Source organism: Arthrobacter oryzae (assembly GCF_031454875.1).
GTDB lineage: Bacteria > Actinomycetota > Actinomycetes > Actinomycetales > Micrococcaceae > Arthrobacter > Arthrobacter oryzae_D.
This window is the reverse complement of record NZ_JAVDRQ010000008.1, coordinates 57,807-80,809: the sequence shown is the minus strand read 5'-3', so window position 1 is coordinate 80,809 and position 23,003 is coordinate 57,807. Positions and strand designations below refer to the sequence as shown.

11 protein-coding genes are annotated in these 23,003 nt (G+C 66.8%); all 11 read right to left on the bottom strand.

The genetic code is table 11. The features are described 5' to 3' along the window. Window positions 1–2 precede the first annotated feature (2 nt). Window positions 3–269 (bottom strand): hypothetical protein, encoded by a 267-nt coding sequence (locus J2805_RS15315; protein WP_309977686.1) that lies wholly within the window; start codon window positions 267–269, stop codon window positions 3–5. A gap of 135 nt (window positions 270–404) precedes the next feature. Beyond that, window positions 405–4,886, bottom strand: coding sequence for an FtsK/SpoIIIE domain-containing protein (locus tag J2805_RS15310; RefSeq protein ID WP_309977685.1), 4,482 nt, complete (start codon window positions 4,884–4,886; stop codon window positions 405–407). After that, a complete protein-coding gene (locus J2805_RS15305) occupies window positions 4,883–5,587 on the bottom strand; it encodes an FHA domain-containing protein (RefSeq protein WP_309977683.1) in 705 nt (234 codons plus the stop codon). The genes J2805_RS15310 and J2805_RS15305 overlap by 4 nt, the downstream gene beginning before the upstream one ends. A 44-nt stretch (window positions 5,588–5,631) precedes the next feature. Next, window positions 5,632–7,338, bottom strand: coding sequence for a serine/threonine-protein kinase (locus J2805_RS15300; RefSeq protein WP_309977681.1), 1,707 nt, complete (start codon window positions 7,336–7,338; stop codon window positions 5,632–5,634). Further along, window positions 7,335–9,131 carry an FHA domain-containing protein gene (locus tag J2805_RS15295; protein ID WP_309977680.1) on the bottom strand — a complete coding sequence of 599 codons (1,797 nt, stop codon included), beginning with the start codon at window positions 9,129–9,131 and terminating at the stop codon, window positions 7,335–7,337. The genes J2805_RS15300 and J2805_RS15295 overlap by 4 nt, the downstream gene beginning before the upstream one ends. Beyond that, window positions 9,118–10,113: a PP2C family protein-serine/threonine phosphatase gene (locus J2805_RS15290; protein WP_309977679.1), complete on the bottom strand. Its 996-nt coding sequence runs from the start codon at window positions 10,111–10,113 to the stop codon at window positions 9,118–9,120. Before J2805_RS15290 ends, J2805_RS15295 begins: the two co-directional genes overlap by 14 nt. Continuing rightward, window positions 10,110–11,813: an RDD family protein gene (locus J2805_RS15285; protein WP_309977677.1), complete on the bottom strand. Its 1,704-nt coding sequence runs from the start codon at window positions 11,811–11,813 to the stop codon at window positions 10,110–10,112. Before J2805_RS15285 ends, J2805_RS15290 begins: the two co-directional genes overlap by 4 nt. Beyond that, the gene (locus tag J2805_RS15280) at window positions 11,810–14,347 is read right to left on the bottom strand and encodes a transglutaminase TgpA family protein (protein ID WP_309977676.1); all 2,538 of its coding nucleotides are present in this window, start codon (window positions 14,345–14,347) and stop codon (window positions 11,810–11,812) included. Before J2805_RS15280 ends, J2805_RS15285 begins: the two co-directional genes overlap by 4 nt. Then, window positions 14,344–15,675 carry a DUF58 domain-containing protein gene (locus tag J2805_RS15275; RefSeq protein WP_309977674.1) on the bottom strand — a complete coding sequence of 444 codons (1,332 nt, stop codon included), beginning with the start codon at window positions 15,673–15,675 and terminating at the stop codon, window positions 14,344–14,346. The genes J2805_RS15280 and J2805_RS15275 overlap by 4 nt, the downstream gene beginning before the upstream one ends. A 52-nt stretch (window positions 15,676–15,727) precedes the next feature. Next, window positions 15,728–16,699: an AAA family ATPase gene (locus J2805_RS15270; RefSeq protein WP_309977672.1), complete on the bottom strand. Its 972-nt coding sequence runs from the start codon at window positions 16,697–16,699 to the stop codon at window positions 15,728–15,730. 89 nt (window positions 16,700–16,788) lie between these two features. Further along, on the bottom strand, window positions 16,789–22,914 hold the full coding sequence (locus J2805_RS15265; protein WP_309977671.1) for an Ig-like domain-containing protein: 6,126 nt from the start codon (window positions 22,912–22,914) through the stop codon (window positions 16,789–16,791). Between the last annotated feature and the right edge of the window lie 89 nt (window positions 22,915–23,003).

The following is a 23,003-nucleotide window of genomic DNA, read 5'->3' as shown; positions in this document are numbered from 1 at the left end:
GGCTAGCCCTGCGAAGCCTGTTCCTGCTGGGAAGCGTTCTTGTTGGCCTGCTTGCCGGCCTCTTCCAGCGCACGCGCCACCCGGGCCAGGTCGGAAACGTGCGAACCGTTCCATTCCTGGCGGAACTTGTCCGCATCCGGGCCCATCCAGTCAGTGCTGTCGAGAGCCCTCGTCAGCAGCGACTTCTGCTTCTCAATCTCGGACGAACCAGCCTGCAGCTTGCTTCCGAGCGCCTTCAGCTGAGCGGTATCTGCACCCCAAATAGGCATTAGTTTTCTCCTTTAGTCAACGGACCCGATCCGATCGGCTCCCCAGCGGCCCCCGGCTCATCCGGAAGATCCATTACCTAGAAACTATCCCGCGGCCCAACCTGCCGTCGATGGGCACCGCTCCCCATGCAGCACTCACCGAGCCGCGCCAACGCGGCCCACGTCCGGTTCGGTTTGGCTGCGGTTCTCCGGTGGCAGCGCAATTTGCAGCTTGCGGACCTTGCCCCGGCCAACAATATAAGCGCGGCCCGGAATGAAGTCAGAGCTGATCTTGCCCAGGGACGTGCTGAGCAGGCTGTCACCGTCGATGTCGCCGGGGTTGACCAGCAGTCCACGGCGGCCGGACTTGAACGGCTGGGACAATGACCAGGCGGAGGACCAGGTGGAGGTTTCAGACTCACCCACCACCCACTGGTCGGACCTGATGGAGGTGGTCACAAGCCGATCAATGCCGGACTCGGCGCCGGTGTCCGTGAACTCGGTGAGGCCTTCGATGAAGATGGCCAGCCTCCCCGGATTCTCCGACGAGTAGTCCACCAGCCCGTCAATCGCCTCTTCGACGTCGTCAGCGCCCACGAGTGACCGGTTCCAGACCTTCAGCGATGCCACCGCGGACCGGCGGGAACCGATATACACCAGCTCGGCGGCGGGGTTGGACCGGCGCAGCGCGTAAGCCATGGTCACCAGGGCTACTGTCCGGCCGGCGCCTGGCGGACCGGCGACCAGCAGCGGACCCTTGGCCATGATTTCGGCGGGCTGGAGTGTTTCGTCGTCCACACCGATGACCGGCAGGTCCGGGCTCCCGGCCGGAAGGATGTCCAGGTCCACCTGCTCGGGCAGCCGTTCGATCTGCGGCGCCTTTTCCACGCCCTGGCGCAGCATGGCCTCGCTGAGCTTGTGCACCTCGCGGGCCTGGAGCGCCAGGTTCGAATCGCCGCCAAGCACGGCAAGCTGGACCTCGTGGGCTCCCAGCACACCGCGGCCGGGGGGCGACGACTTGCTGAGGACGTCCTTCGGTACATCCAGCGTGATGTAGTCGTCCTCGGCGGAGAGCCGCAGGATCAGGCGCCGCTGGATGGAAGCCAGCAACGAGGTCGGGACGGAGTTGGTCCGGTCGCCGCTGACAACGAGGTGGATGCCCAGCGGCCGGCCGTCCGTGGCCAGCTGCAGGAAGATGTCCCACAGCGCTGACAGCCGGCTGTATTCGTAGGCTTCGCGGAAGCTGGACATGCCGTCCACCAGGATGAAGATCCGCTTCTCGTCCGGATCGTTGGCCAGCTTGCGGTATTCCACGATGGTGGAGGCGCGGACGTCGGAATAGCGGGCGGCGCGGTCGTCGGCCACATCGCGCAGCCACCGCAGCAGCCTGCCGACACGTTCGACGTCGTCGCCGTTGATGATCTCGCCCACGTGCGGCAGGCCGTCGAGCATCTTCAGGCCCGAGGAACCGCAGTCGATGCCGTACACGTGGACCGGGCCGCCGCGCGGAGTGATTGCAGCAGCGATGGCGATGCCCCGCAAGGCGGTTGACTTGCCCGATCCGCCGGTTCCGTAGATGGCCATGTTGCCGTCTTTGTCCGGTTCGTAGAAGACGGTGGGCTGGTCCTGGTGGGCCGGGACATCTGCCACGCCCAGGAGCAGGCGTTCGTCCGTCCTGGGGTTGGGCAGCTTGGAGAAGTCGTAGGTCTTGGCCAGCTCGTTGAGCCACGGCTTACGTGGCGGCTCGATGGAAAGGACCTCGGCGGCCTTGATGATGTTGGCCGTCATCCGGGCAATGTCATTGGGACCGGCAGGTTCCTCCCGCACGGGCTTCTCAGGCGCGGGCGCTGCCCAGCTGGGCCCCGATCCAAAGGCCATCTCCACAATGTCCATCTGGGGGGCCTGCGGCTTTTCCGTGGTCCAGCCGCCCGCGTAGCCGGTCTGGAAGCCCTGGATCCGGCCGGGGCCTGTCTTCGCGGCGCCGCGGCCCGGGATGGAGGGGTCGAAGTAGGCCGCGGTGGGAACGCCGAGAATGTCCGTGGCGTCCTCCTCGTCGGCCATGCGGAGAGCCACCCGAAGGTTGGTGTTGGCGCGCAGGCTGTCCTTGATGACGCCGGCGGGCCGCTGGGTGGCAAGGATCAGGTGGAGGCCCAGGGACCGGCCGCGGGCGGCCACATCCACCACCCCGTCCACGAACTCGGGGACTTCGGTGGCGAGGGCCGCGAACTCATCCACGATGATGATGAGGTACGGCGGAGCCTCGGGGTCGGCCTCTCGCTGGAGGCCCAGGAGGTCCTTGGCCTTCTTCCGGTTGAGCAGGTGCTCCCGGTAGTGGAGTTCGGCCCGGAGGGACGTCAGGGCACGGCGCACCAGGTGCTGCGAGAGGTCGGTCACCAGGCCAACGGTGTGCGGCAGGTGCACGCAGTCGGCAAACGCGGCGCCGCCCTTGTAGTCCACGAAGAGGAAGCTCACCCGGTCCGGGCTGTAGGCGGCCGCCATGCCCATGACCCAGGACTGCAGGAACTCGGATTTTCCGGCGCCAGTGGTTCCGCCCACCAGCGCGTGCGGGCCCTCGTTCTTCAGGTCAAGGTAGAGCGGTTCCACGCCCTTGGATCCCACCAGGGCACGGAGGGTGCCGTTGTCCTTGCGGTTGGCGACGGCGGTGGCGTGGACTGAGTTGTTCTCCTTCCAGCGGTCCGCGACGGCCTGCGGATTGTCCATGAAGTCCTTGCCGATAAGGCTCACGTAGGACACGGCGCGCGGAAGGTCGGACTCATCGTCTACAGGCTTGCCCACATCCATTACCGGGGACAGCATCCGGGCCAGCTGGGTGGCCAGTTCGGCGTCGAGGCTTTCGCAGCTGACCGGATACGTGTGGCGGCCCAGCCGGACCTGTCCGGTGGTGGTTCCATGGTCGCCGTCGACCACCATGAAGTCCCGGCACGCGGCAGGGAGCGACTGGACACTGGTGGCCACCCACATGATGTGGACGCCGGAATCCGGACCGCGTTCCACGAGCCGCGTCAGCCGGCCGCGGTCAACGGGAGCATCGTCTTCGACGATGAGGAGCACGGACGGCAGGACGGGCGCAGGGATGTCGCCGTTCTCGCTGTCAATGCCCGGCCGCGGCACGGGACGCGGCGACTGCGCACCCGCTTCGCGTTGGTCGATGAGGTCCTCCAGCCTGGCAAGCAGTGAGGAGCCGCCGGCCGGTCCGGCCGCGAGGTGGTCGCCGCTGAGCGGGCTGTGCCCGGAGCCGACGTGGGGCAGCCACTGGAGCCAGTTCCAGCGTTCCCTGGACTGGGCGGAGGTGATGGCGGTAACCACCACTTCGGCCGGCGAGTGCAGCCCTACGGTCTGCAGCACCATGCCCCGCGCCACATCGTCCACCAGCCCGCGCGCACCGGCGAGCCCGAAGGCGCCGGACGAGCGGAGCTGGGACACGATGGGAACGCCTTCAATGTCCTGGAACTGTTTGAGGCAGGCCTGGATTTCCTGCATGTATTCGACTTCGGTTTCGTTGTTGCCCGGTTCCTCGAACGAAATGCGCGACGGCGCCGTTCCCAGGCCGAAGCGCAGGCCCAGGAATCCCCTGTGCTCCGGCCGGTGCGTCCAGAGCAACGGTCCCAGCTTGTAGATGGAATCAACGGTGTCGCTTACGGAGGGCGCCTCCTGGAGCCGCACGGACCGTTCGATGTGCTGCAGTTCGGTGATGTCCTGGCGGAACGCCGCCATCGCTTCCCGGAACTGTTTGAGCTGCTCCTTGCGCTGGCGCTTGCTTTGCAGCTTGTGGTCCACGTAGTGGCCGACGATGAACAGCGGCATCATCAGCATGAACAGGACCGACAGCACGTTACCGGTGACCGCAAACAAGATGCCGCCCATCATCAGCGGCGCGATCAGCATGATGTAGGGAAACGGGTGGTGCTCCTGGCGTTTGGGTCCGGCGGGAAGCACGCGCTTGGGCGGGGCGAAACGCGGGACCACGCGCGGCGAACGGTTGAAGTCCACCATCGGCGAGGTCGGCGCACCGCCATGGTGGCCAAGCCCCACAACGGATACCGTGGTGTCGCCCAGCGTCACGGTGTCCGAGGAGTTCAGCGTGGCCCGTGTGACGGGCAGTCCGTCCATGATCAGGCCGTTCGCGGAGTTCGTGTCCACGATTTCCACGGTTTCCCCCACCGTGATGCGTGCGTGCCGCTTGGATGTCATGGGATCCGACAGGCGGATATCGACGTCCCGGTCCCGGCCGATGTAGCTGGTGCCGGACGGCAGCGAAAATTCCCGCCCGACGTCGGGACCGGACAGGACGCGGAGGGTCGCCGCTGCGGGTCCACGGTTCGCGCCCGGCGCAGCAAACTGCTCACTGACCTGTTTCAGCGAGACGATGGACCCGGGCCTGAGCCCCGATTCCAGCAGGTTGTCCGCGCGGTTGAGGACGTTACCGCGCATTCCGCCGGCCACGAACGCCTCTTCAATGCAGAGCGACAGTTTCTCCGGCGGCTGCGTCCCGCGCCGTTCGGGGTCGGCGGCCCACAGCTGGGTCGCGATGTCCGCCACAGTCGCCAGGCCGTCAACGGTTACGGCGAGATCCTTGGCCTCGGCCGGATCCCGGCGCAGTGTCAGTCGGATTTTCACCCTTCGTCGACCCCCCTCATCTGCTCGATCAGGTACAGGTCATCCGCCGTCACCAGGTGCGAGGTCACGGCGTGCTCAACCAGCCGGGCGCGCCGGTTGGTGGCCAGCTTTCCGCCGCCCCCTCGGAGGCCGGCTACGCCGACGCGGTCCAGTTTGTCGCACACATTGTCCAGCTTTCTGTTGAACCGGGTCAGTGCCCAGCCCAGGGTCTTGGCGGCGGCGGCCGACGACGGGATGGCGCTGAAACCCGTGCCGTCACGCCGCAGCATGGGCTCGGCAAGGGCAACGATGAGTGCTTTTTGGGAATCTGTGAAGACAACAGGTCCGATGGTCGTGTCCCCGCCGCTCTCGTCACCCGGAGCCTCCTGCCGGAAGGAGGGCGTCTTGAGGTGAACGGCGAACTCATACGTGGTGGGACCGGCCGTGAAGATCACGTTGGTGTGGCTGAAAACGAGCGGAATCCGGGCACCGGGCGAAAGCCACGCCTGCATCCCGCCGCTGCCGTCGGCGATGGTGGCGGACAGCATGCTGCCTACGTTGCTGAGCCACCAGATGCCGTCGTATCGGGCGATCTGGAGGAACCGTCGGTGCAGGTACGGGTTGTCGTCGACTTCCAGGTCACCCTCGCGCCCAATGCTGAAGACGTCCTCGTCAGACGGCTCGTACCATTCGCCACAGAAATCTACTGCTAGATCCCCCATGATCTGTGCCTCCTCAGTCGGCTGTGTGTTCTTTTCATGTGCCGCTACCGTTCCAGGCAAGCGATGGAGTCAGGGCCGCCCGGTGACGCTGCACCGTCGGCCCGGACAATGATGACCTGGATGCAGTAGGGCAGGTCGTCGTCAAACACGCCGACAAAGGTGGACTCGCTGGTTTCGGTCTCAAAGGGGCCTTCGGACTGGGCCGACTTGGTTCGCCACTTGTAGGTGTCGCCCTCCTTGGGCTGCGGGTTCTTCCACGAGAACCGGACGATGTTCCGGTCCGCGGGAGTCCGCGCCGGAGCAAGGCCTTCGACGTCGGGAACGGTGCCGCTGTCCAGTGCGTCGGGCGGCGGCTTGCTCACCGATTCGGTAGGAACCGGCTTCGGCGCGGCCGTACTTCCCAGGACAAGGCCCACGACGACGGCGACAACCAGCGCGGCGCCGCCCGTCACCGACAGCCAGAGGTTCCGTTTGCTGTGATCAACAGGGGCCTCCGCAGGTGCCTCGTGCACCGGCTGCGGCCGGTTGACCGTGGCGGCGATGTCACTGCGGTTGTCCAGGACATCATGACCTGCGCCGGTCTGCGACGGTGCCGGGAGGCTGCCCCGAAGCATGGTGCCCTGCGCCCAGTCATCGTGTTGATCCGGGCGCCAGACCGGTCCCGGAACCGGCCCGGTAGGTGGAGCGGGCTCCTGGACCGGACCCTGTGCCGGTGCCGGAGCCGAAGGCATGACGGGAGTAAATGCGGAAGGAGCTGTTGGGCGCGTCCTGGCCGGAAACGTCGGGGCGTTTCCGGTTTGATCGGGGTCCACGACGGCGATGCTCCGCACCCGTGTCTCCTCGAAGCCGTCGTCCGGGTGGCTGTCGTCGGCGTGCATTTCCTCCAGGACCTCGAACGGCGTGACCGAGAGGTTCAGTTCCGCCTGGATCCGCTGCAGTGCCAGGGCGAAGGCGTGGGCGGAGGAGTACCGGGAGGCTGGCGATTTGGCCATGGCCGTGGAGAGCGCCAGTTCCAGCGATTCGGGGACGTCCGCGCGTCCCAGCCGGGGCACGGGTGAACTGGTGATCCGCGAAATCAGTTCGCGCTGGGAGTTGTCGGCTCCCGGAAGGACGAACGGCGACCGCCCGGCCAGGAGGGTGTACAGCGTGGCCCCCAAAGCCCAGACGTCCACCATCACACCGTCCACGGGACCGTCCCGGAACTGTTCCGGCGGGGACCAGGGAATCGACATGCCGGCGTCTTCGTCCGCATCGCTGCCGAGGGTGCCGGAAATGCCGAAGTCGGTCAGCGCAGGGCGATTGTAGTCAGTGACCAGGATGTTGGCCGGTTTGATGTCCCGGTGGGCGATGCCGGCCCGGTGCGCGGTCTCGACGGCGGATGCCACCTGGATCCCGACGGCAAGGACTTCGTCCACGCTGAACCGCTGACGTCGGTACCGCACGTCCAGGCTGGGCCGGGAGCAGTACTCCATGGCCAGGTACGAATGGCCGCCCTTGGTGACTTCGGCTTCGAAGATGGTGACGATGTACGGGTGTGAAGACAACTGGGCCATGAGGTTTGCTTCGGATTCGAAGCGGCGCCGGGCGCCCTCGGTCTTCAGGTCGGACAGGAGTACTTTGACGGCCACCTTGCGCCGTGGCCTGTCCTGTTCGTACAGGTAAACGTCGGAGAACCCGCCCGAACCGAGCAGGCTGATATAGGTGAAGCCGGGAATGGGGGGCGGCGGGGCTACGGGCCGCTTGGAACTCATAGAATCTCCTCGAACCGCAGCGAGACGTCGTCGCCGAGTTCTGCAATATCACCATCCAGGAGGATGGCCATCTCATTCTGGGCAAGGCGCCTGGGCGGCTGGCCTTCGCGGACCAGGACCGTGCCGTTGGTGGCCTTGAGGTCGCACAGCATCACATGCCAGCCTTCAAGCCGGACCTCGACGTGTGACCGGGAAATGTCCCCACTGGGGCTGGCCACCTGGACGAGCCTGGGCATTCCGCTGCCCTGGACCCGGGACACCGAGGGCTGGCGGCCGATCACGAGTGACTGGTCCAGGTCGATCAGTTCGCCGGTGGAAACCCGGACCCGCCCCAGCCGGGGCCGCCGCACCTGCACTGCGTCGGAGGCCAGGGTCAACCCGCAGCCGGCGCATTGAGAGTGCGTGGGCGGGTTCGCGTGGCCCTGCGGGCAGACCCGGGCCAGGACCATGGGGCCTGTGGGCGGGTCGATGGGGTCGGCAGTGGCAGGCTTCGGCGTCGCGGTCCCGAGCCCGGCGAGGTCGCTTTTCATGATCGTTTCGCCGTCGTGGTCGCCTTCGGGCGCCGGGGGAAGCGCCGACGGGCTTTGCCAGTCCGATGAGTCGCCGAATGACGGACCGGCCGATACCGGAACAAACGACGCGGGAACGAACGACGGCGGCCCGGCCGGCCGGGCCGGCGTCTCGCCGCCGGTGTTCCAGGGGACGGAGTCGATGAGCCCGCCCTGCTGCGCCGGGATCAGGGGCTGCGCGGGGCTGCCTTGCTGGGCGGGTACAGCCGGCCGAGCGGGGACTACTGGCTGCGCGGGGACTACGGTCTGTTCCTGTGCGGCCGGTGCCTGCGGCTCGCTATCGCCGCCGACGGTCTCTTCCGGGCTGTCCGGCTCCTCGCCGGGCTGGTTTCCGGGCTCCTCCTCAGGCTCGTCCCGCACCGCGGCGTCCTCAATGCGGCGGATCACGGTCTTATCCCAGAGGTGGTCGTAACTTCCGGTCAGCTCGTTCACGGAAGCCTGGTCAGGAAGCCCGGTTCCGGAGCCGGGTTCTTCCGTGCCGGGTTCTTCCGTGCCGTGTTCTTCCGTGCCGTGGCCTTCCGTACCGTGGTCTTCCGTGCTCTGGCCTTCCGTGGCCGTATCGTCCGAACCTGTGTCGTCCGGCATGCCTGGCGTTCCCGCGTGCGTGTACTCGAGGTCGTCGTCGGGAAGACCCATCACTGTCTCGGCGGACGCACCGTGTTCAGCGTGCAGTTCGCGAACCGGCTCCGGGAGCACAGGGGTTTGCGGAGGTGCATGGACGGGAACCTCCGTCGCTGGCGCGTCCGGCATCGGGCGCAAGGCAGTGGCCACGCGCCCCACGGTGAGGCTCTGCAAAAGCACAACGCCCTCCCCCAGCGGGAGTTCGGGCACGTCGGCCGAAGTCCCGGGAAGGTTCGCGTCGCCGGGGACCATGACTTTGTACCATTGCGGTTCGCTGAGCCTGCGCTCGGTCCAGGTGGTCACGTCGCTGCCGTTCAGCTCCACCGGCCCTCCGGCAAGCCCGGCTGTCAGTTCGATGTCACCGCGAAGGAATACGCGCAGGGAATCCCGGAACTCCACAATGCCGAACCACGGAATCCGGGCCAGGGAACCGGCGGAGGCACTGGTCACCGCGTGCAGGACTTCGTGGACCTCGGGTTCGCCGCCCAGCAGTTCCCAGAGCGAGTCCACGAGGGCGGGCGGCGTCGCAGGCGCCAGCAGCACAGCGGTCCCGGACCGGACCACCCCAAGCCAGGTTCCGGGTGTGTAGCTACTTGAGACCATCGTGGCGGTCCTCGATTTCGTTGGCGGCATCCGGAGCCTCCGCATCCGGAGCCTGTTCGGCGGCCTCCGGCGCATCCGCAGGCTCCAGGGCGCCGGGGGCCTCCGGAAGTTCCTCCGTGTCCACCGCGGTGCTCTCGAGCACCTCGGTGCGCGGCAGTGTGTCCTCGTCCTCGATCGCGGGACGGGGCGCGGTGTCTGTTCCGGCGTCGTTCATGACGTTCTTGGCGTCCACGACGATCACCGTGACATTGTCACGGCCGCCGCTGCGGAGTGCCGCCTGGATAAGGGCGTCGACGGCGTCCTGGGGATGGCCAACGGTACTCAGGATGCGGAACATATGGTCGTCCGTGAGCTCGGCGTTCAGGCCGTCCGAGCAGACCATGATGCGGTCCCCTTCCTCGACGGGCAGCAGCCAGTAATCGGCCTCCGTCTCATCGCCGGTCCCCAAGGCTCGGGTCACGACGTGCCTGCGGGGATGGACCGCCGCCTGCTCCTTGGTGATTTCGCCGGCATCAACGAGCTCCTGAACCTCGGAGTGGTCAACACTGACCTGCGTGAATTCGCCCTGGCTCAGCCGGTAGGTCCGCGAGTCGCCGATGTTGACGACGAGCCAGTAAGGGACACCCATTTGTTCCACAACCACTACGCCGGAGAGGGTGGTGCCGGCACGCGACCCGGTGGCAGTGCGGATCCGTTCATCGGCGCTGACCAGGTACTGCTGGACGACGGCGGCCGTTGCCGTCCGCTCCCCCGTTGCCAGTTGCGGCATGCCAGCGAGCGTCCGGACACAAATTCCGCTGGCGATCTCGCCCGCTTCGTGGCCCCCCATGCCGTCCGCGACAGCGAACACAGGATCCGAGGCAATGAATGAATCCTCATTGAGTTCCCGGCGAAGGCCACGGTCGGTGCCGTAGCCGCAGCTCAACTGGAGTCCGGGCTCCCGGCCCGTGTCGGAGGTGGCGGCTGCCGGCTGGGGATTCATGCCTGTCCTAGGTGGAAGGTGCGGTCACCGAAGTGCACGGTGGACCCTGGGCGTACATAGGCGGGTTCCCCGGCCTGAAGAGCAGTTCGGATACCGTCCGGAGTGGTGACGGCGCTTCCGTTGGTTGAGTTGCGGTCGGTGACCCAGACGCCGCCGTTGTCCTCGAGGAGGTGCAGGTGCGTCTTGGAGATGGAACGGCCGGGGTCGGCGACTGCCAGCAGCTGTGCGGTTTCTTCACCGGGCAGTCCGCTCGGGTTCCGCCCGATGAGGACCGTCCGGTCAAGCTGGAAATCACGGCCGTCATCCAGCCGGATCCGCAGCACGGCCACGGGTGCCGGGGCAGCTTGGCCGCGCATCTGGGTCCGGTCGTGGTCGTCGTCCGGGTGGAAGTCCCACGACTGGACCGAAGGAGGCTGTGCCGTTGGTGCCGTTGGGGCCGGTGCCGTCGGGCTATGGATCGGGGCGGGCTCGGGCTGGGCCCCGGTCGCGGCAGATGCGGCAGGCGCCGAGGGCCCCGCCGGTGTAGGCGCCGGTGGAACAGGAGCCGCCGCGGCGGGGGCGGCCCACGGCTGCGGCATGGCCGGCGGCTGCCACTGGTTCGGGTTCAGGGGTGCCTGCGGGACCGCAACAGGCGGAGTGTGGTCCTGCACAGGAGCGCCCTGCGGATTGATGACCTGAGCATGAATGGCCTGGGGGTTGGCGGCCTGGGCGTTGGGGACCCGGCTCTCCGGTGCTTGCACCGTTAGCGCCGGGATCCCCTGGGCCGGCCTGCCGGCCGCACCGGCAATCGGGGAGGAAACCTGTTGCACGGGCGGGAGGTCCAGCGGCGCGAAACTGTACGGACCCTGGATGCCGCCGGTTGTCACCGGGTTGCGTCCGGCGTTGACGTCGAATACGAGGGTTTTGGCTGCTTTGTCATGCCAGCCCCTGAGCCTGCCGTTCTTGTCCCAGGAGTTGGAAACCACCACCACGAACGCCCAGGCGATACCGAGCAGGAACAGGGGCGCCACGATCCAGAGGGCGGCCTCGAACCATTTGAAAACCACCACGAGCACGGCTGCAACCACAGACAGGAGGAGGCCTGCCCCTGTAATGAGGCCGCGCAGGAACAGGGGCCCGCCACCCGGGGCGTAGCCGTCCTGGTCGGTGCTGCGGATGCCCATGAGCCGGTTGCCGATGGTGTTGCCGGAGCGGCCTTCGATTCCGAGCTGGACCAGCGTGTACACCACCGTGATGCCTAGGGCGATGCTGCCCAGCAGCACCAGCGTCCCCGTGTTGTAGATGATGAAGCCGCCGCTTTGGGTCCGGGTGATGGTGGCGAACCCGATGGTCAGCATGACCACCAGCAACGCGGCCGGACCCACCCAGTCGAGTACTGCCGCGCCCAGGCGCCTCCCGGCCGCCGCGGGAACCAAGTCCAGCTTGCCGCCCATTCCGGTACCTCCCCCTTGTACGTCGGCGCGTTGCCCGAAGGCGACCGGCCCGGCGGTATCCGGCCGGGCCTGCGCTACGGGGATACTATCGGGAATCGGGCCGCCGTGCGCAGCGGCCCGCTCCATCAGCTCCCGCTGCGAGTGGTCGATGTTCCGGACATTGCGGGCTGCCCTGTTGGTGAGAGGGGCTCCGCAGGCCGGGCAGAACGTCGCTCCGGGACGTATCAGCTGCTGGCAGCGCTGGCAGCGCTCGGGGTCGTGCATCATGGTTCGTTGCGGTTCTCTCTCAAATCGCGCCGCAGCACGGTCTGTTCATCATCCGTCACGGATGTGGCCGGGCCCGACGGTGCCGGATCGCCCTCCACCCTACCCGGGGGTTCCGTTTTTGCGGGCCGGACAGGCCGGAGTCCCCTCAGCTTGAGTGCGGTCCTGCCGTCCGACAGAAGGGAACGCGGCGAGAAACGGGCAGCTTGCCGGCCCCAGAAACCCACGGTGGCAGTCATTTCCTTCAGCGAGCCGTCCACGATGGTCCAGTACTCCTGGACCTCCGCTTCAGTGGGCTGGCCGGCACCGAAAATGGAAGCATCGGCACGGTGCGCCAGTAGCGTGGTGGTGCCCTCCGTTCCGGGGAATGCCTCACCCAGGACGACGGCAGACTCCCGTCGTGTTGCCCGGGTGTCCACGGCGGCGCCCATGTCCGTGGCGAGGCTGACTACTTCGTTCCAGCCGCCGCCAACCCGTTGGGCCGGGTGTCCGTCAGAGAAACGGGCCTTGCGGCGCCGGCTCTTGAGCAGTGCTATCAGGAGCAGCGGCAGCGCCAGGATCCCGATGGGGATGAGGGCGATGCCGATTGCGGTGAGGATGGGCCCCCAGAACAGCCACGGGTTGTTCTTCTTCTGGTCCGCATCCATCGCGTCCGGGGAGGAATCCGGCGGCAGGTCAGCCGGCTCCTGCGGCGGGGGCGGGGGCTGCAGGACCTGGGGTTTGGGTTTGGACTTGTTCTCCGGGTCCGGCGGAATCGGGACGTTGTCCTTGGGCGGTGTGGGGTCGAAGGACACCCAGCCGACACGGTCGAACGCGACCTCCACCCAGGCATGGACGTCCTTGCCGGTGATCTTCACTTCTCCGGCACCGTTTTCCGGGCTCTTGGGATCCGGGTAGAAGCCCATCACGACCCGCGACGGAATGCCCAGGTGCCGAAGCATCAGCGACATCGCGACGGCGTACTGCTCGTCGTCACCCAGCATCTGCTTGGCGGTCAGGAGGCTGCGGATGCGCGCCGAGCCGTGCCCGGAGACGCTCGGCAGCTGCCCGTCGTCGATCAGGCCGTTGCTGAACGCTCCCTTCTTCTGGAAGTGGGCCTCAATCTGCCGGACCCGGTCGATTGCCGTCGGAGCATCAGCGGACAGGTCGTTGGCCTGCGAACCGACCACGGGCGGAACTTCCGAAGCGTCCGGGAGGGCCACCTTGGCGAAGTCGTACTGCGTCAGCTGGCCGTGCTCGAGCTTCGCGGGATCCGAAACCTGGACGCTGTACGCATCGCCCTTCCCGAGGCCCTTGGTGGTGACCGCGGTGTCCGTCCCGGAGTTGAAGTACAGGCCGGACGCGGCTCCGGAAGAATTCCCGGTGAAACTGATGCCGGTGGTACGGCGGCCACCGGGCAGGAAGTACCCCTCATAGTCCGCGATGGTGATATCCAGGGTGTAATCGTTGCTGGGGACGACGCCGTCGGAGTCGGCGAGGGTGTTAAGGGACTTCGCGTCCCCCACTTTGCTGAAGTTGCCGGAGCTGTCCGGGTCCATGTTGTAGTTGGTGCCGTTGAAAGCGTCCAGGGCCGCGAGCCTGACACGTCCGTCCCGGGGCAGGCCCTTCACGACGAACAGGTTGTCGTCCTTCTTGTCCTTGACGAAGTTGCGGAAGCTCGCCAGCGGGGTGACGTAGTCCTTCGGGTCGAACGGCGGAACGATTGTGTTGCGGAGGACCGTCCGGTCGTCGCTGGCGGTGACGAGCGGCGATGCAACCGCGGTAATGGCAACGCAGGCGGCGATGACTCCGGCGGCGGATCCCAGCCGGCGGACCTTGGCGCGGCGCGCGGTGGATGCGTCCGAGTCCGGCCGGTTGACGGAGACTTTGCGGGTGTCGCGGCGCCGGTGCGCATCCCGGCGGAAGGTGGCCCAGGCCACCGCCACCACTGTCAGCGAGATGCCGCGCTCCACGTTGAGGAAACCGGCATTGGTGCTGAAGGCGATGCCGGTCACGAAGAGCACCAGGACGGGCAGGAGCGGCCAGTAGGGGCTCTTCAGCCGCCACGTCATCAGCCCTGCGGCCAGGGCCGTGATGAGCGCGCTGAGGAACGGGACGATGAGCATCCCGCCGGCGGTTCCCACCGGTACACCAACGGTCAGCATGTCCTTCCAGGAAAAGACGACGCCGAGCAGGAGGGTCCGCAGCGACTCGAGCGTGGGGATGAAACCTGCGATGGCTGCGTCCGGGACTGCAAACAGGGTTCCCAGGACCAGGTACGAGCCGAGCGTGGCGGCCGTTGTGATCAGCGTTCCCAGCCTGAAGTGGGCGTTTGCCGCGGCAATGCCAAGGCCGAGCAGGACCCCGCCGAATCCGGCGATCAGGTAGTACGGGTCGCCGCCGAAGCTGAGGCTGAAGCCGAGGACTCCCAGTCCCAGCAGGACCAGCAACGCACCGGCGTCGAGCACAAAATGCCAGGCCGGCTGGCCGTCGCTGAAGACGGAGGGCGGCGTTTGCGCGGGCTGCCTGCGCGGCCGGAAAGCGGGCGCGGAGCTCATGCAGCCGCCTTTCTGAGGATGATGGCGAGGTCGGACAGGTCCCCAAGCGTCAGGACTGTCAGGTCCGCGATGTTGGCGCGGGCCGGCGCGGCACCCGTCTGGAGGCGGACCGCGAGGCTGCGCACTCCCGGAGCCACCGAGGCGGCGGCCGAACGAAGCTGGGCGGGGGTGACCCTGCTGCCTACGACGAAGAAGACCACTGAAGCATTGGGGATGGTATCGGCCAGTGTCCGGGCGAGGTCGACGGCGGTCTTCCGCATCGGCGTGCCCACGATCCGGGTCATGTCGTCGAGCATGTTCCGTCCCGTCTCACACCGGAGGGGACCCTTCTGGGTGAGGACATCGAGTTCGCGCTGCTCGCGGATTGCCTGACGTCCGATGGACGCAGCGGCGGAAATGGCCAACTCGAATTCGTGCTCGGACTCGTACTCGTCGGTGTTGATGGAGAGTGAAATCGCAAGGTGGGCACGGCGCGTCTCTTCGAACTGCCGCACCATGAGCTTGTTGGTCCGCGCTGTGGTTTTCCAGTGGATGTGGCGGCGGTCGTCACCCGGCACGTAGTCGCGGAGGGCGTGGAACGATACGTCCGCACTGGACAGGTCGGTAGTGGGCATGCCCTCAAGATCGCGGATGAAACCGGCCGCGGAACCGGCCAGGGCAACGGTTCGCGGATGCACGTAGAGGTCCTCCGGCTCAGTCCACAGCACCTGGCGGCGCAGCAGGTGCAGGGGGTCGGCGCGGACGGACCGCACCGGCCCGACCATAATCACTGCCCGCCGGGCGGTGGGAATGGTGAACAGATCTTCATGGACCTGCTGCGGTTTCATTCGCGGCAGGTGAAAGACCGCGGTGGCGGCTCCGACGGGGAGTTCAAGCGCGGCGGGCAGGAGCGGTCGCGTGGAGGTGTTTGACACCGCGATGCTGCCGACGGCGCTGTCCCCTACTGCAACCCTGGTCCTGGCGAGGTCCAGCACCACGCCGTAGGACGAGCGGCCCAGGATGAATCCGACGGCGAGGACGAACAGGACGAAGGCCGCCACGGCGGCGGCCTTCGCCTCCTGCCAGCCGTAGGCCTGGCCGACACTCCACAGCAGGACGGAGGCCGCCAGGACGGACCAGCCCAGGACGCTGACCACAGAGAACACCGGCCAGGCGTACTTCAGCCAGAGGCTGCGGAGCTTCGACCACGCAGGCGCCAGTGCGAGGCCTGCGGTGGTGACTGCTTCGGACCACATGGCGGCCGGGCGCAGCAGGGATGCTGCCCTGTCACCGGAAAACGGCCGCTTCAGGCGTTCAGCAAGCCGGGTCAACGGAGTGCCGCTGGACATATCTGTGCCTTTGTTCGCGTGTGAGTCTTGCCGGAATGGTGAGCAGGCACCACTAGACGCCGGCGCGCTGCTGCGGAGCAGCTACCTCGCTCAGGACGCGGGCCAGCACCGCATCGGCGGTGGCGCCGGAGAATTCCGCTTCCGGGTCCATGACAAAGCGGTGGGTCCAGACCACGCCGGCGAGGTCCTTCACGTCATCCGGAAGAACGAAGTTGCGGCCCTGGCTTGCTGCCCAGACTTTGGCGGCACGGACCATGGCCAGCGCACCGCGGACGGAGACGCCGAGCCGGGTCTCGGGGGCGTTCCGGGTTTCCTCGCAAAGCCGCGAGATGTATTCCAGCACCGCGGTGTCCACGTGGGTGGTGGCGGCCAGGTCAGCCATGTCGCCGATGGCCTGCGTCGTGATGACTGCAGTGATTTCCTTGGACCGGTCCTTGAGGTTGGCTCCGCCGAGCAGCTGCACGGTGGACGCATGGTCCGGGTAGCCGATGGAGGTCTTGATCAGGAAGCGGTCCAGCTGAGCCTCGGGCAGGCGGTACGTACCGGCCTGCTCGATCGGGTTCTGGGTGGCCATCACCATGAAGGGGCGTCCGGCCTCGTATGTGGTGCCGTCGACGGTGACCCGCGATTCCTCCATGACCTCGAGGAGGGCGGACTGCGTCTTGGGCGAGGCCCGGTTGATTTCGTCTGCCAGCACGATGTTGTTGAAGATGGGGCCCTTGTGGAACTCGAACTTCTGGGTCTTCTGGTCGTAGATGGTCACACCCGTGACGTCCGAGGGCAGCAGGTCCGGGGTGAACTGGATGCGGTTGTTGGACCCCTGGACCGTGGCCGCGAGGGCGCGTGCCAGGGAGGTTTTGCCGGTCCCGGGCGCATCCTCGAAGAGGACGTGCCCTTCAGCCAGCATGGCTGTGAACGTCAGGCGGATGACGTGCGACTTGCCCAGCACGGCCTGCCCCACGTTGGCAACGAGCTTCTCGAACGTTCCTGCAAACCAGGCGGCCTGCTCAGTTGTCATGGTCATGGGTCAATCCTCTTCCGGGTTGGGGTGAAACTTCGGGCCGCAGCCCGCTTCGTCCAGCGATTAGTCTATTTGTGTTGGTTGGGTCAGTGTCACCGTCTGGGCATGCCTGACGGCGGTCCTGAGTTTTCCCTGCTCGTGGTGTCATGCCGCACGAAGTTTCCGGCGGCAGGCCCCGACGTGAGGTGGTACCAGATGCCACTCGGGTTATCGCTGCTCTGGTACCAGACGACGTAGTAGTCGGACTGGGCCGTGACGCCCGCGTTCATCCACTTGCCCGGAGAGATGCAGCTTGAGGGGTTGCCTTCACGGAAGCTGTCGGTGTTCCTGCTGGGTTCCGTGCAGCTGCGGACCGGAGTCACAGTGATGTCCCAGGATGTCGGAGCCGGTGGCGGCGGTTCCGCCCCGCTGCGCGAGGTATCGCTGCCGAATCGGCCCGGCTGCCCTGCGCTGATGGCCCGGACACGCAACTGGACCGTCTCGCTGTATCCAACAGTCTTCGAGAACGACCGCTGATCGGTGTTCTGCCAGCCTCCGCCGTCCACGCTGTACTGGTAGCCGGTCACCGCACGGCCGTTGCCGCTGGGCTGGTTCCAGGTCCAGGAGACTGTCCTGTCCCCGACGCCGCTGCTGTTGCTGCCGGTAACTGTGGGCGCGAAGGCCAGCCCGTAGGGGTTCACGCTGTTGGATGCGGGGCTGGCGTCGCCGGCAGTCGAGCTGCGGGAGGACACGGCCCAAACAACCACAGCGGTATCGGTGCCGTTGGCCGCGGCCACAACTCCGCCGCCGGCGGGTATGTTGCCGCTGCCGCCGCCGGAAGTCAGCCGGTACTTGTAGGTGATTTCGCCGGCTGTCGAACCGTTGCGCTGGGCATCGGTCAGGATAGGGAACCTCACATCGATCTTCCCGCCGTCTCCGCCGGTGTCGTAGAGGGTCGCGGTCGGTTTGCCGACCATGTCCGGCTTGCCCACGGCCCGCACGGCCGCGGATTGCGCGCTCGTGCCCGAAGTGCCGGCCTTGTTGGTGGCGGCCACGGTGAAGGTGTAGCCGGACTCGGAGTTATCCACGGTGACGTTCTGCGACGTCCCGGAGACCTGCTGCGTGGCCACGACAGCCCCGCCCCTCAGCGTTGTCAGCGTGTAGGCAGAGATGGCATCGCCATTGTTGTTCGGCGCGGTCCAATCCACTTTCAGCTGGCTCTGCGTGCCCACCGAGCTTGCCGCCGCCGCGCTGGGCGCGGCCGGGGTCACCGGAACACCGGCCGGGGTCTCCGCGGCCGAGTAGGCACTCCACTCGGACGGTTCCTTGGCATCGTTGCGGGCCAGGACCCGGACCTTGTAGGCAACGCCGTTCTGCAGGCCCTTCCAGACGTAGCTGAGGGAAGTCAGGTTCTGGATCTGGGCGTTCTGCCCGGCGGGTGCCGGGGAGATCTCCAGGTCGTAGGACTTGACCGGCGACCCCTTGCTGGCCGGGGCGGACCAGGCAACGGTGAGCTGCTTGTCGCCGAATTTCAGCGCAGGGGCAACCGGTGTGTCCGGCTTGACGTCCGGGCGGACCTCGGCGGAGGCCGGGGACCTGTCTGATTCGCCGAACTCATTCGTGGCCGTGACCTGGAAGTGGTACTTGGTGTTGTTCACCAGGCCGTTCAGGGTGCACGAGTTGGCCGGGCAGTCCTGCTGGTAGCCGCCCTCACCGTAGACCGTGTACTTGGTGATGGGCGAGCCGCGGTCCGCCGGGGCGGTCCAGTTCAGCAGGGCCGTCTGGTCACCGACACTCTGCGCCTGCGGCGTGGCGGGTGCCAGCGGCTTGTCCTTGACTGTCAGTCGGACCCGGGCCGTGGCATGCCGGGATGTTTCGCCGGTCTTGTCCGCCACGGTGTAGGACACAATCAGCGTTCCCGTGAAACCGGGGGCAGGAGTGACGTTGATGTTGCCGCCGGCCACCTCGACATTGCCGAGCCCGGTTTCGGCTCCTGCCGAGACGATCTTCAGCGGCGTTTCGGGGAACGGGTTGGAGTCGTTGGCGAGGACATCCACGGACACGGTCTTGCCGGCGGCCGCGTTGGGCTCGAGGTCGTCACTGGCCACGGGCTTGGGCCGGTTGGAAGCGGTGACAGCGAGCTGGAACGTCGCGGTCGCTTCCAGTCCCCGTGAATCCTTCGCCTTGACCTGGACCGCTCCGGACGTGCCGGTGGCCGTTGAGCCCTCGACGGTCGTTTTGAGGGTCTTGCCGTCAATGCGGGCATTGAAGCCGGCGGGGCCGTCCCCCACCAGTTCGTACTTCATGTTGTCCACGTCGTCCCGGTCCGGGTCCGAGGTCAGCCGGCCCAGGTCGGTGTCAGCGCTTTCACCCTTGGGGACGTCCACTGAGCTTCCGAGCAGGGTGGGCGGGTTGTTCCGGTTGGGATCCGGCAGCACCTTGGTCCGAATGCTGAGGGTGGATTTCAGGCCGGCGGGATCGTCCGGTCCGGAGCCGTCCGTGACCTCGAAGCTGATGGAGCCGGGGCCGACATAGTCCTGTCCGGCCTTGTAGTTGATGGCCGCGCCGTTTCCGGCAACGGGGTCACTGCCGTCGGAGCCGATCAGCTTGATCCGGTCCGCCTGGGTGAGTCGGGGCGAACGTCCGTCGCGGACCTTCACCCAGTCTTTCAGGTCCACCGTTACCGATTGCCCGGCGACGACTTCCAGGACCTCATCCTTGGCCAGCGTGGGGACCTGCTGCCCAACGCCGGGCACCCAGATGATGGCGGTCGACTTCTGGCCGTCCACATCTTCTACGGTGTACGGGATCAGCTGGGGCTGCTCGGTCAGCTCCACGATCATGTTGCCATCGGTCCCCGGACGGGCGGTGGTGGCGTCCGTGGCGATCCTGAGGTTCTCCCCCACACCGTCCGGGTCTTCGTCGTTCTTCAACACGGGAACGTCGACGGCGGTCTTGCCCAGCGTCTGGGCGGAGGTCACGCGGTCGTCCCTGGCGATGGGTGCCTGCAGCGGCACGTCGTTTTGGACGTTCACGCGGATGGTGGCCTGGGCGGAGGCGCCGCGGTCATCGGCAATCGTGTAGCGGACGTTCACCGTGCCTTCGCTGCCCGGCGCCTGCAGGATGATGCGTCCGCTCGCCTTGCTGACGGTCGCCTGAAGTTCGGCGGGTGCCTCGATGCCGTCGCCCGCAATGCCGATGGGGTCGCCGTCGGGGTCAGTGTCATTCCCGGTGGCGTCCACTGCGATCTGGCGTCCCGGCCGGACCTGGATGTCGTCGTCAACGGGCGTTGGTTTCTGGTTCGCGTCGCCACGCGGCGCGATGCCCACGGTCACGGTGCCGGTATTGACGGCGCCCTGCCGGTCCACCACTTTGTAGCGGAACGTGTCCGTGCCCGCGCCGTCGCCCGCTGCGGTGAAGTCGATGAAGTTGCTGCCGACGGTGGCGGTGCCCATGTTGGGCGTGCTGTCGATACCGGTCAGCTGGACCGAGTCGCCGTCGGGATCAATGCCGTCCAGTTCCACCGGGATCCGGACGCTGCCGGCGGCCACGACCCGTGCCGTGAGGTTCTTGGGCTGCGGCCGGGAGTTCTCGGCACCTTCCAGCGGCAGGATGTGGATGGTCACGGCAGCGGCGCTCTTCTGTCCCTGCGGATCCACGGCGTTGTAGATGGCGCGAACCGTCTTCGGCTGCGGTCCGGCAATGAACCGCAGTGTGTTTTCAGAGACGAAGCTCTTGCCGTCCTCCGGCGCCACTGCCTGCGGCAGCACCGGGTCCACGGTCAGCTTTTCACCCTGCGGGTGGGTGTCGTTGGCCAGCACCGGAATGGTGACGACGTCGTTGACGCGGACGTTCACTTCGTCCGGCTTGGGCTGGGGCGCCTCGACGACGGCGGGTGCCGGCACCGGTACCACGGAGACGCTGCCGGTGGCGGACTTCCGGCCGTTGGACATCGTGTACTGGAAGGTGAAGGGATCCTTGGTCCCGAGGACGTCGGTGATCCGCAGCACGCTGTGGTCGATCACGCTGACCGATGCGGTGGTGTTGTCCGGCATCTGGACCGACTGCAGGACCAGCACTCCGCCGGAGGGATCGGAGTCGTTGGCCAGCGGGTCCAGGAGAACGCTGCCGCCGGTCGGCATGAGCGCAACGTCGTGGACCGCAACGGGGTCCCCGGTGTCCTTGCCTGATTCCACGTCCACGCGGATGAGCCCCTGGCTGCTTTGCGGGCCGTTGCTGGCAATATACGTCAGGTAGACGGGACCGGCCGTCTCGCTGCGGAAGGTGAACGTGCCGCCGTCAGTGACGGGGCCGAGTTCTGCGGGTCCGGAGGCTTCCACCTGGGCGAGCCGCAGGGCACCGCCGTTGGGATCGACGTCGTTCTTAAGCGGTGCGATCACCAGGTCCTGGCCGACGACGGCGGTGACGTGGTCGGCGTTGACCACCGGCGCGAGGGCGCCCGGCGGCTGCACGTTGACCACTACCTTTCCGGTGGTGGTGTCACGGCCGTCCCAGACAGACACTGTGACGGTCTTCTTGCCCGGCGCGGCGCCGGAATCCTGGTAGGTGAGCAGACCGTCGCGGCGGACCTTGACCTGGTCCTGCTCGTTGTCTGCCTTGGCGTCCATCAGCACCAGGTCGTCGCCGTCGGGGTCGGTCCAGTCGGTGAGGATGTTCTGGCTGACGGTTTTCCCCTGCTCCACCAGCATGGTGGTGGCCTCGCCGCGCTTGAACACGGGCGGTTTGTTCTCGTCAGGACCAACCACATTCAGGGCCACCTGGCCGCCGGCAGAGAGCCCGCGCCCGTCCGAGGCGTTGTAGCCGAATGTCTCGGCACCGGGTTTGGCATCGGGCGGCACGGTGATCTGGAAGGCCGTCCCCCCGTAGATGTTCTGGAGGGTGCCCGAGGTGGGACCGGAACTGCCGACTGACGCGGTCAGGACGTCGCCGTCGGGGTCGGAGTCGTTGTCCAAAACGCTGAGGATAGTGGTGCGGCCTGGCCGCACGCCAACGGTGTCAGGCTTGGTTTCGGGCGGACGGTTGGGTTTGCTGCGGTCCGGCAGGATGTTGATGGTGTTGTTGTCCGCGGACTCCTGGTCCTGGTCATCGGACTGGTTCTTGGGCGGGACCACATCGTCCCAGTTGTTGACCAGCTGCATGTTCTGGTTTACCAGCCACACATTGCCCGAGTTCACGTCGTTCAGGACCACCAGGTCCCGGTTCACCCGGAACACATACGACGGCGACGCACTCGCCTTGGGCACGTCCACGTTCTTGTCATCGGCGTCGTTCTCACAGTCGCGGACATACTTGTTCGCCCCCGACCACGCTGCATGGATGCACCCGCCCAGCTGCACCGGCCCCGCGGGGACACCCTCACCGTCAAACGAAACAGTCTTCGCTGTGGACCCGTCCAGCGGCTGCTTCAACAACGCCTTCTGCGTCGCCACAGCCACCGAATCAGCAGCCGGACCCGACTGCTGCAGCTTCGCATCCCGGGCATCCGCCAACGCCAACTCCCGGCCGCCCGGCAGGAACAGCTTCCCCCGGCCCGCGTCCAGCACCACCGGTTTGTCCCCCACCACGGCCAGCTGCAGATCCCCCGCGCCCTTAAGACCGTCCCAGGTGTTGGACTCGGTGGCCGTGGTCGCACCGTTCGAATCCACGGTGGTGACAGTCACCGCGCCCGACTTCGGATCGGCACTGTAGATCCGGTTGTCAGAACCGACCGCGGACACCAGGCCTTCCGAGCCGACCAGGGCCGGTTCGGTCGCTTCCTCGTCGAAGGCGTTGACCGTCGACGGAGACAGGGCCCAGACTTTGCCTTTGGCGGGATCGGTCACGGAAATGACCTCTGTACCGAAGCTGACATCCGCCGAACCGGGCAGCTGCTTGTCACCCCCGAGCTGCATGTTGGCCGGGGACACCTGGTTGAGGGTGGACCCGGTCTCATCGTCCACAAAGACGTCTCCCGCGTCCTGCAGGATATCGAAGGTGGTGCTCGCCGGCGTCACCGCACCGTCCAGCACGCGCGAGGGATAATTCAGCCGACCAACAGCATTCCTGGCCTTGCTGACCACCCACACGCCGCCGTCGTTCAATTCCACCTCAGTGGTCTTGAATCCGGGATAGATCACCGCGCCCGCCACCAGCGCAGCACCGGCCACCGCAAAAACGGTGCCCGAAACCAACTTCCTGCGGCGCTCCCTGAGACCCAGCTTGCCGAACAGAGTTGTCACAAGTTTTCAATTCCCTCAAAATCGCAGCCGCCCCCAGGGCAGCGTTTCCAAAGACCCGGTACCGGGCTCTCTGTTTCCCGCGACAGCCT

Bases quoted from the DNA above. Each gene is read 5' to 3' on its own strand.
- J2805_RS15315 (WP_309977686.1), bottom strand. From the start codon at position 269: ATGCCTATTTGGGGTGCAGATACCGCTCAGCTGAAGGCGCTCGGAAGC.
- J2805_RS15305 (WP_309977683.1), bottom strand. From the start codon at position 5,587: ATGGGGGATCTAGCAGTAGATTTCTGTGGCGAATGGTACGAGCCGTCT.
- J2805_RS15300 (WP_309977681.1), bottom strand. From the start codon at position 7,338: ATGAGTTCCAAGCGGCCCGTAGCCCCGCCGCCCCCCATTCCCGGCTTC.
- J2805_RS15295 (WP_309977680.1), bottom strand. From the start codon at position 9,131: ATGGTCTCAAGTAGCTACACACCCGGAACCTGGCTTGGGGTGGTCCGG.
- J2805_RS15290 (WP_309977679.1), bottom strand. From the start codon at position 10,113: ATGAATCCCCAGCCGGCAGCCGCCACCTCCGACACGGGCCGGGAGCCC.
- J2805_RS15285 (WP_309977677.1), bottom strand. From the start codon at position 11,813: ATGATGCACGACCCCGAGCGCTGCCAGCGCTGCCAGCAGCTGATACGT.
- J2805_RS15280 (WP_309977676.1), bottom strand. From the start codon at position 14,347: ATGAGCTCCGCGCCCGCTTTCCGGCCGCGCAGGCAGCCCGCGCAAACG.
- J2805_RS15275 (WP_309977674.1), bottom strand. From the start codon at position 15,675: ATGTCCAGCGGCACTCCGTTGACCCGGCTTGCTGAACGCCTGAAGCGG.
- J2805_RS15270 (WP_309977672.1), bottom strand. From the start codon at position 16,699: ATGACCATGACAACTGAGCAGGCCGCCTGGTTTGCAGGAACGTTCGAG.